Origin of the sequence: Vibrio cincinnatiensis (genome assembly GCF_022113815.1) — a bacterium.
In the GTDB taxonomy this organism is placed as follows: domain Bacteria; phylum Pseudomonadota; class Gammaproteobacteria; order Enterobacterales; family Vibrionaceae; genus Vibrio; species Vibrio cincinnatiensis_A.
Map to the genome: position 1 here is coordinate 1 of NZ_SGOM01000021.1, position 7,036 is coordinate 7,036.

A 7,036-nucleotide genomic window follows, 5' to 3' on the forward strand; every position below is an offset into this window, starting at 1 on the left:
GGTTTTACCGTGGTCAACGTGGCCGATAGTACCAACGTTTACGTGCGGTTTCGTACGTTCAAATTTTTCTTTAGACATGGGTTGTCCCTCTAGGTACGGATTTAGGTGGCTTTAATTTATGACCACGCAACCAAAAAAGTTCGGTAGTAAAGTATATATCAAAAGGAAAACTTTGCTTAGAGCTGGTGCTGATAGGCAGACTCGAACTGCCGACCTCATCCTTACCAAGGATGCGCTCTACCACCTGAGCTATATCAGCACTCTAAAATGAGTGGAGCGGGCAGCGGGAATCGAACCCGCATCATCAGCTTGGAAGGCTGAGGTAATAGCCATTATACGATGCCCGCAACACGTAACTCTGTGAGCTATTTCCTTAAGAATATGGTGGAGGGGGACGGATTCGAACCATCGAAGGCGGAGCCGGCAGATTTACAGTCTGCTCCCTTTAGCCACTCGGGAACCCCTCCAAATTTTTCTATTTCCTGAATTATCAGGAAATGGTGCCGACTACCGGAATCGAACTGGTGACCTACTGATTACAAGTCAGTTGCTCTACCTACTGAGCTAAGTCGGCATAAGTGGGGCGCATTCTATTGAATGATCTGCGACCTTGCAACCCCAATCCGTAAAAAAATTTAAAATTTATCAGGTTTTTGTTTATTCGCTGTTTTTTTATGCATTTTTGGGTTAAATCGCTAATTCTCACACGTTTCTCGTTTGCAAGATGGGCTGCATATTGTATGTTCCCCACTTATTCTAATAATACGATTGAACATTTATGAGTCCGTATCTGTCTTTTGCTCGTCACCAGTGGGCTGAGCTACGTAACTCAGTGCCTATGACACTGTCAGAAAGTGATCTTCAAGAACTGCAAGGGATTAACGAAAGTTTAACCATGAAAGAAGCGGTAGAGATTTATCTTCCGCTGGCAAGGTTGTTGAATCTCTATGTTGCAGCAAGGCAAAGTCGTAATACGGTGCTCAATCAATTCCTTGGTAATGTAGAAAAAGCGCCCCCTTTTATTATTGGTATAGCAGGCAGTGTAGCCGTCGGTAAAAGTACAACCGCCCGATTATTACGCGCTCTACTCTCTCGCTGGGATAATCATCCAAAGGTAGAATTGATTACAACCGATGGTTTTTTATACCCCAATAAAATTCTCAATGATCGAAATATCATGCATAAGAAAGGTTTTCCTGAATCTTATGATATTCGCCGCTTAGTTCAGTTTGTTTCCGACGTTAAAGCAGGGCTTCCTCATGTGGTTGCACCCGTTTATTCTCATTTAACCTATGACATTACTACACAACAAAAAGTAGTAGATCGACCGGATGTTCTAATTATTGAAGGATTAAATGTACTGCAAAGTGGAATGGACTATCCTCACGATCCCCATCGAGTCTTCATTTCGGACTTTCTAGATTTTTCAATCTATGTGGATGCTGACGCTGAAATGATTGAAAAATGGTATGTGGAACGCTTTATGAAGTTTCGTCATGGGGCGTTTAAAAAACCGGGATCCTATTTTAATCACTACACTCAGTTGAGTGAAGATGAAGCGATAGCGAAAGCAAGGCATATTTGGAGTTCAATTAATGGTAAAAATTTACAAGAGAATATTTTACCAACGAAAGAACGCGCCCAACTTATTTTAAGAAAAGGCCTGCACCACAGTGTAGAAAATGTGTTACTGCGTAAATAGCAAAACAAATACCATCAATTAGTATGATCCACTTAGAGAGATTAATCCCCCTTACGAAGGGAAATCTCTCCACCGATGTAGCTCTTTATTCCTTCACTCGTTTCTAATTGAACGCCCCCATGCGGATCGATCCCTCGCTCTATTCCAACAATTTCATTAGGCCCAATAAGAAGACGAACTTGACGACCAATGAAGTTATCTAATCGATTCCAGCGTTCGACAAAATCCTGCATGCCTGTGTATTCATACTGCTGTAAGGCTTCATCGAGTGCTCGAATCAATTGGATTGCGAGCTGGTTTCGATCAATATGCTCCCCACCGATGACATCGGCTAAGCTTGTCCAAGGTTGATCAATATTCTTCCCTTTGTCTTGCATAGATAGGTTCATTCCGATACCTACCACAAGGTTCGCCGCACCGCCGGCTTGCCCAGACATTTCAACGAGAATTCCAGCAAGCTTTCTGTCATTGAAGTAAAGATCGTTAGGCCACTTTAACTTTACGCCTACAAGCCCCATACGTTCTAATGCTTCTACGACCGCAACACCCACAACCAAGCTTAAGCCCATAGCTGCGGCCATTCCTGCATCTAATCGCCAATACATAGAAAAGTAGAGGTTAGAGCCAAATGGGGAAACCCAATGTCGCCCTCTCCTCCCTCGGCCACTTTTCTGATATTCAGCAAGACAGACCGAACCTGAGGATAATTGGCTGATACGATCTAATAAATATTGGTTAGTTGAATCAATAATAGGATGAAGTTCAACCGGATTCCTTACTTGAGATTGGATCTCTCGCTCATCGAGCAAGGTCAAAGGCTCTGCCAATTGATAGCCTTTCCCTTGGACTCGGAAGATATCTATCCCCCATGCTTGAATCCCTTGAATATGTTTACTGATCGCCGCACGTGACATACCTAACTGCTCACCCAGAGACTCTCCGGAATGAAAAGTACCATCGGCTAATGTGCTTAGCAGACTCAACTTAACATTGTGCTCTCTCATTTTTTCTTTCCTACGAATGTCTTTAGGTTAACTTCACTCCTCGCCCCCATGAAGCGAACTTCATGTTCAAGCTCAATTCCAAACTTTTCCAAAACATCATGGCAAATTTTTAATGCTAATTGGATGACATCCTCAGCGGTTGCATCGGCAATATTGACGATAACCAAAGCCTGTTTAGCATGAACTTGAGCGCCGCCGATTCGGCTTCCTTTTAAATTTGCTTGATCAATAAGCCACCCAGCGGCCACCTTCATACCCTTGTCTGTCGGGTAGGCAATCAGTTCCGGATATTGACGTTTTAATTGTTGAAAGTGAGCCAAACTAATGATGGGATTTTTAAAAAAGCTACCAGCATTACCATTTTCTCGAGGATTAGGCAGCTTTTCTCTTCTAACCTGACAGACGACACGATAGATATCTTCTGCAGAGCTGTCAGCAGGCAACATTTTTAGGGGGCCATAAGACAGATTCGGTTTCCATAATTTAGGAAGCCTTAATCCCACCGCAACCACAATCGCTTTATCATAAAGAGAATGTTTAAAGATCGAATCACGATAGCCAAATTGGCACTCTGAAACACTCAATCGTTTAACACGAAAACTTTCAAGGCATAGGTAGTCTACATAAAGGCAGACATCTTTAAATTCAACACCATAAGCACCAATATTTTGGATCGGCGCAGAACCCGCACACCCAGGGATCATGGCTAAGTTTTCTAAACCCGCAAATTGATGCTGGATACACCATTCAACAAGTTTCGGCCAGTCCTCTCCACCCGCAACATGCAGAAAATGATGATGCGCATCTTCCGTATGAGAAATACCGGACAGACAATTGATAATAACGACCCCTTGATAAGGTTCGGTAAAGAGTACATTGCTTCCTTTCCCTAACACTAATTTAGGCGTATTTTGAAATTCAACACCTTGGTAAAGGTGAATAATATCTTCGACTGAGTGAACAACCGCCAAATATTTGCATTCCTGGTTAATATGGAAGGTATGGTAAGCCTGAAGATTTGCGTTATGATGTAATTGCATGCGATTCTTTGAATAAATTAAACTACACCCATTCTACAACAGATGCCTTTTGAAGACAGATACAAATGCCAACTCTGCAGTTTGAACAGATAGCTCCTCTAAAGTTACCGTTAATTAAACGATTCTACAAACGGCACTATCCAAGCACTAAACCCAAAAGTAATGAGTTGATGATCGCGGCATATCAGCATGGAGAGATAAAAGCCCTCGTCCGATTTCGTACGGTTGCACACTATCGATTATTAACAGGCATGGCAGTCGCTAGCGATGTTAGAGGGCAAGGTATTGGCTATCAGTTATTGCTCTACTGCAAACAAAACATAATGAAACACATGGACTATTGTTTTGCTTATCCACATCTGACATCCTTTTATGGTAAAGGAAACTTTCATACTCTTGACCCAGAGCAACTTCCATCAGAATTACGAGCTTTGCTACAGCGTTATCAAGCTAATGGGAAAAATCTTATTCCTATGCAGTATATTGATGATTTATGTTAATAAATCGCCACTTTTCTAGCCTTCGATTATACTATTTTGGTAAGATTCTCTGCTCGCAATTTTGTACATACGTAAGGTAAATCATCACTATGATGGCTCGTAGAAATACATTTGAACAACTGCCCGCTATTGCGCAAGATCCCGATAAGTTTCATGTATTGTTTTCAGCTAGAGAGTTCAGAACTCACCTTATTGACACCATTCGTCAAGCTAGTAAACGTATCTATATTGTTGCGCTCTATCTGGAAGATGATGAAGCAGGACGAGAAATCCTCACCGAGCTTTACGAAGCAAAACAACGAAACCCAGGACTCGATATTATTATTTGTGTCGATTGGCACAGAGCCCAACGAGGCCTTATTGGGGCGGAAACCTCTGCCGGTAATGCCGCTCTCTATTGTGCTTTTAAAGAGCAATATGCCCATTGTATTCCCGTCTATGGCATCCCGGTTCGAGGAAAAGAAGTTTTTGGCGTTCTTCACCTCAAGGGGTTTATTATTGATGATCACGTTATCTATAGTGGAGCTAGCATCAATAATGTGTACCTACATTACAATGCGCGCTATCGCTTTGATCGCTACCATACATTAGAAAATAAAGCGCTTGCTGATAGCATGGTGACGTTTATTCAAAAAGAAATGCTTGAGCACCCCGCGGTTCACGATCTTGCATGTGATAACAAACCAAAAACAAAAGATATAAAAGTCGATATCCGACAGTTTCGAGCTGCGCTCGCGCTCGCCAATTACCAGTTTCAATCTGAAGCAATCAGCTCGGATCAAGTCGCAATAACACCACTGGTCGGCATAGGTAAACGTCGTAACCATTTAAATCAGACGATTGTTGAACTTCTTGCGCAAGCAAATGAAGAAATTTTTATCTGTACACCTTACTTTAACTTTCCTAAGTCTGTGGCGCGAGAAGTAAAAAAAGCAATTAAACGCGGAGTAAAAGTACATGTCATTGTAGGCGATAAGACAGCCAATGATTTCTACATCTCGCCTCAAGAGCCATTTAAAACCATAGGTGGACTTCCCTATTTATATGAGCTGAATCTGCGAAGATTTGCCAAAATCAACGAAGCCAATATTGCTAGCCGAAAACTATCTATCCACTTATGGAAAGATGAAGACAATAGTTTCCACCTTAAAGGCATTTGGGTTGATAAACGCTATATGTTAATTACAGGGAATAACCTAAACCCCAGAGCTTGGAAGCTTGATCTAGAAAATGCCATTTTAATTAAAGATGAACACAAACATCTTACTCAAAAATTTGAACTAGAGATGGAGAATATCCTTCAGCACACCCAGTTAATTTGCACTTACAAGCAAATCGAAAAGCTTGATAGCTATCCAGATGCCGTTCAAAAATTAATCCGAAAGGTAACAAGAGTGAAAGCAGATCGAGTGTTAAAACAAATTCTCTAGCTGTAGAGCAGCGCATAGCAATTAAAAAACAGGATCCAATTTTAAGGCTATCGAACGTTTGTAAAATATCGTATAGATAGCCTTAATAACTCCCATTTTAAACAGCTTTCTACCACTCAGTCTTCCCTACTCACCTATTGAATTGGTGTGAATCGGATTCAGACAAGACTCTCTAACAAACCAAGGCCTTATAGATACTTATACCAATTACATTAATTAAGTGGTCATTTTTGCCCAACTCCTAAAGCAGAGTGATACGACTCTGCTTTTGTTCTCTGAAAAACGATTCCAAGCACCGAAAACACTATCAACAATATCTTCATAGTTATCAAAACATCGGTTAGCCAATTCATTCTGCCGTAACCAACTCCATACTTGTTCTATTGGATTCAGCTCTGGTGAATAGGGTGGGATATGGATAATCGTTAAGTTTGAATACTCTTTATCAAGATAACTTTGATGCCAGCTCGCTTGATCCATAACGATAACAGAATGTTTGCCCACTGGTGTCGCATCAGAGATAAGCGTTAAATGTTCCCTCATCACTTCCATAGTATTGACTGGTGAGACAGTCGCTTCGACTTCTCCAGTATTGATGCAAACAGCTCCGTATAGATAAGCATATTCAAATTGTTGTTGCTGAATGGCTCTAGGTCGCGTTCCTTTTTCTGCCCAAATCCTCGTTGTTGTATTGCGTTGACCAAACCTAGCTTCATCTTGGAACCACACGAGCACATCAGCTAAAGAGACATGTCCTGGGATCTTATGGATCGTTTCGATTTGGAATTTTTTTAAAGTCGTCTTGGGCTTTCGGTGACGGCTTGGGATGTTTAGAGCGAGTGGTGATCCAGTTCAAACCGATATCATGAAGGATACGATAGATATTCGCCTGTCGGTATTGGATGCCAAAATTCTGTGCAGTCTTTTGCTTGGAGGCGTCCACCGTGCTCTTTGATAGCCGCGTCTGTAACAAATTTTTTAAGTTGGCTTAATTGTTGCGTAGACAACTGATGAGGACGACCAGTATGAGGTTTTTCTTGTAGGCCTTCCAATCCAAAATCAAGATAGGTTTTAACCCATTTATTGACGCTTGTTCTACTTACTTTAAGAAACTGAGCGATTTCTGTGCGGCTTTTACCTTCAAAGAAGTGTGCGAGTGCAAGGTATCGAATACGCAATCGAGCATTCGCAGTCGATTTGATTAAGTGGCTAAAGTCATAATTCATAGAAGCTCCTTTTCTGTGAATTATTAGATCATAAAATTAATGTAATTGGTATTACACCTTTGAGGATAACAGCAAGGTTCCCTAGACGATGGAACGTCGACTAGGATTGAGCTTTGAATAGCAGCCTTAAGTGC

Annotated in this window: 5 protein-coding genes, 4 tRNA genes and 1 pseudogene; 3 read left to right on the forward strand and 7 right to left on the reverse strand. The window is 41.5% G+C overall.

Annotation, left to right across the window (positions count from 1 at the left end):
* Positions 1 to 183 precede the first annotated feature (183 nt).
* The 4 genes from EXA13_RS15835 to EXA13_RS15850 form a co-directional block, all read right to left on the reverse strand.
* Positions 184 to 259: transfer RNA gene (locus tag EXA13_RS15835), tRNA-Thr, on the reverse strand.
* Between the two features lie 13 nt (positions 260 to 272).
* Positions 273 to 347 (reverse strand) — tRNA-Gly (locus tag EXA13_RS15840).
* A 35-nt stretch (positions 348 to 382) separates the two neighbouring features.
* Positions 383 to 467 (reverse strand) — tRNA-Tyr (locus EXA13_RS15845).
* Between the two features lie 31 nt (positions 468 to 498).
* Positions 499 to 574, reverse strand: a tRNA-Thr gene (locus EXA13_RS15850).
* 204 nt (positions 575 to 778) lie between these two features.
* Between EXA13_RS15850 and coaA the strand changes: the two genes are divergently transcribed.
* On the forward strand, positions 779 to 1,702 hold the full coding sequence (coaA, locus tag EXA13_RS15855) for a type I pantothenate kinase (RefSeq protein WP_238134012.1): 924 nt from the start codon (positions 779 to 781) through the stop codon (positions 1,700 to 1,702).
* A gap of 41 nt (positions 1,703 to 1,743) precedes the next feature.
* Here coaA and birA read toward each other — a convergent pair whose 3' ends face one another.
* A complete protein-coding gene (gene birA / locus EXA13_RS15860) occupies positions 1,744 to 2,706 on the reverse strand; it encodes a bifunctional biotin--[acetyl-CoA-carboxylase] ligase/biotin operon repressor BirA (RefSeq protein ID WP_238134013.1) in 963 nt (320 codons plus the stop codon).
* A complete protein-coding gene (murB, locus tag EXA13_RS15865; RefSeq protein WP_238134014.1) occupies positions 2,703 to 3,746 on the reverse strand; it encodes a UDP-N-acetylmuramate dehydrogenase in 1,044 nt (347 codons plus the stop codon). The genes birA and murB overlap by 4 nt, the downstream gene beginning before the upstream one ends.
* 65 nt (positions 3,747 to 3,811) lie before the next feature.
* Here murB and EXA13_RS15870 point away from each other — a divergent pair, with 65 nt between their 5' ends.
* Positions 3,812 to 4,246, forward strand: a complete 435-nt coding sequence (locus EXA13_RS15870) for a GNAT family N-acetyltransferase (RefSeq protein ID WP_238134015.1) — start codon at positions 3,812 to 3,814, stop codon at positions 4,244 to 4,246.
* Between the two features lie 89 nt (positions 4,247 to 4,335).
* Positions 4,336 to 5,676: a CDP-diacylglycerol--serine O-phosphatidyltransferase gene (gene pssA / locus EXA13_RS15875; protein ID WP_238134016.1), complete on the forward strand. Its 1,341-nt coding sequence runs from the start codon at positions 4,336 to 4,338 to the stop codon at positions 5,674 to 5,676.
* A gap of 216 nt (positions 5,677 to 5,892) precedes the next feature.
* On the opposite strand, the pseudogene EXA13_RS15880 reads toward pssA, so the two are convergent.
* Positions 5,893 to 6,902, reverse strand: a pseudogene (locus tag EXA13_RS15880) (IS630 family transposase).
* Positions 6,903 to 7,036: the final 134 nt, after the last annotated feature.

What these genes read in the sequence shown, in the direction of transcription:
- coaA (WP_238134012.1), top strand. Translation starts at nt 779, where the DNA reads ATGAGTCCGTATCTGTCTTTTGCTCGTCACCAGTGGGCTGAGCTACGT.
- birA (WP_238134013.1), bottom strand. Translation starts at nt 2,706, where the DNA reads ATGAGAGAGCACAATGTTAAGTTGAGTCTGCTAAGCACATTAGCCGAT.
- murB (WP_238134014.1), bottom strand. Translation starts at nt 3,746, where the DNA reads ATGCAATTACATCATAACGCAAATCTTCAGGCTTACCATACCTTCCAT.
- EXA13_RS15870 (WP_238134015.1), top strand. Translation starts at nt 3,812, where the DNA reads ATGCCAACTCTGCAGTTTGAACAGATAGCTCCTCTAAAGTTACCGTTA.
- pssA (WP_238134016.1), top strand. Translation starts at nt 4,336, where the DNA reads ATGATGGCTCGTAGAAATACATTTGAACAACTGCCCGCTATTGCGCAA.